The organism is Peribacillus sp. SIMBA_075, assembly GCF_046534585.1.
This window is the reverse complement of the sequence record NZ_JAWRYN010000683.1, coordinates 1-269: the sequence shown is the minus strand read 5'-3', so window position 1 is coordinate 269 and position 269 is coordinate 1. Positions and strand designations below refer to the sequence as shown.

The window sequence follows — 269 nt, the reverse complement described above, 5'->3', positions numbered from 1 at the left end:
GTATCGTAATAGTTTCCATCCGCTAAGCGCTTGTCCATTTTCAGCGTACCTTCCACTTTAAAACCGCATTGTTTATACAGCTCTATCGCTTTTTCATTGCTTTCAAGCACTTTTAAGCTTATCTTCTTGATCCCTTGGCCATCCGCCCACTCGATCGATGACTCCAAGAGCTTGCGGCCGATACGATAACCCCAATACTGTTTGAGCACTCCGACGCCGAACTCCACTTGATGTGCGCTTCGTTTTAATGGACTGCCTTCGCATCTGGA

1 protein-coding gene is annotated in these 269 nt (G+C 46.8%); it reads right to left on the bottom strand.

What is annotated here, in order from left to right:
• Positions 1 to 269: GNAT family N-acetyltransferase (locus SB775_RS29920; protein WP_410864879.1), on the bottom strand; the 269-nt coding region annotated here is incomplete at both ends.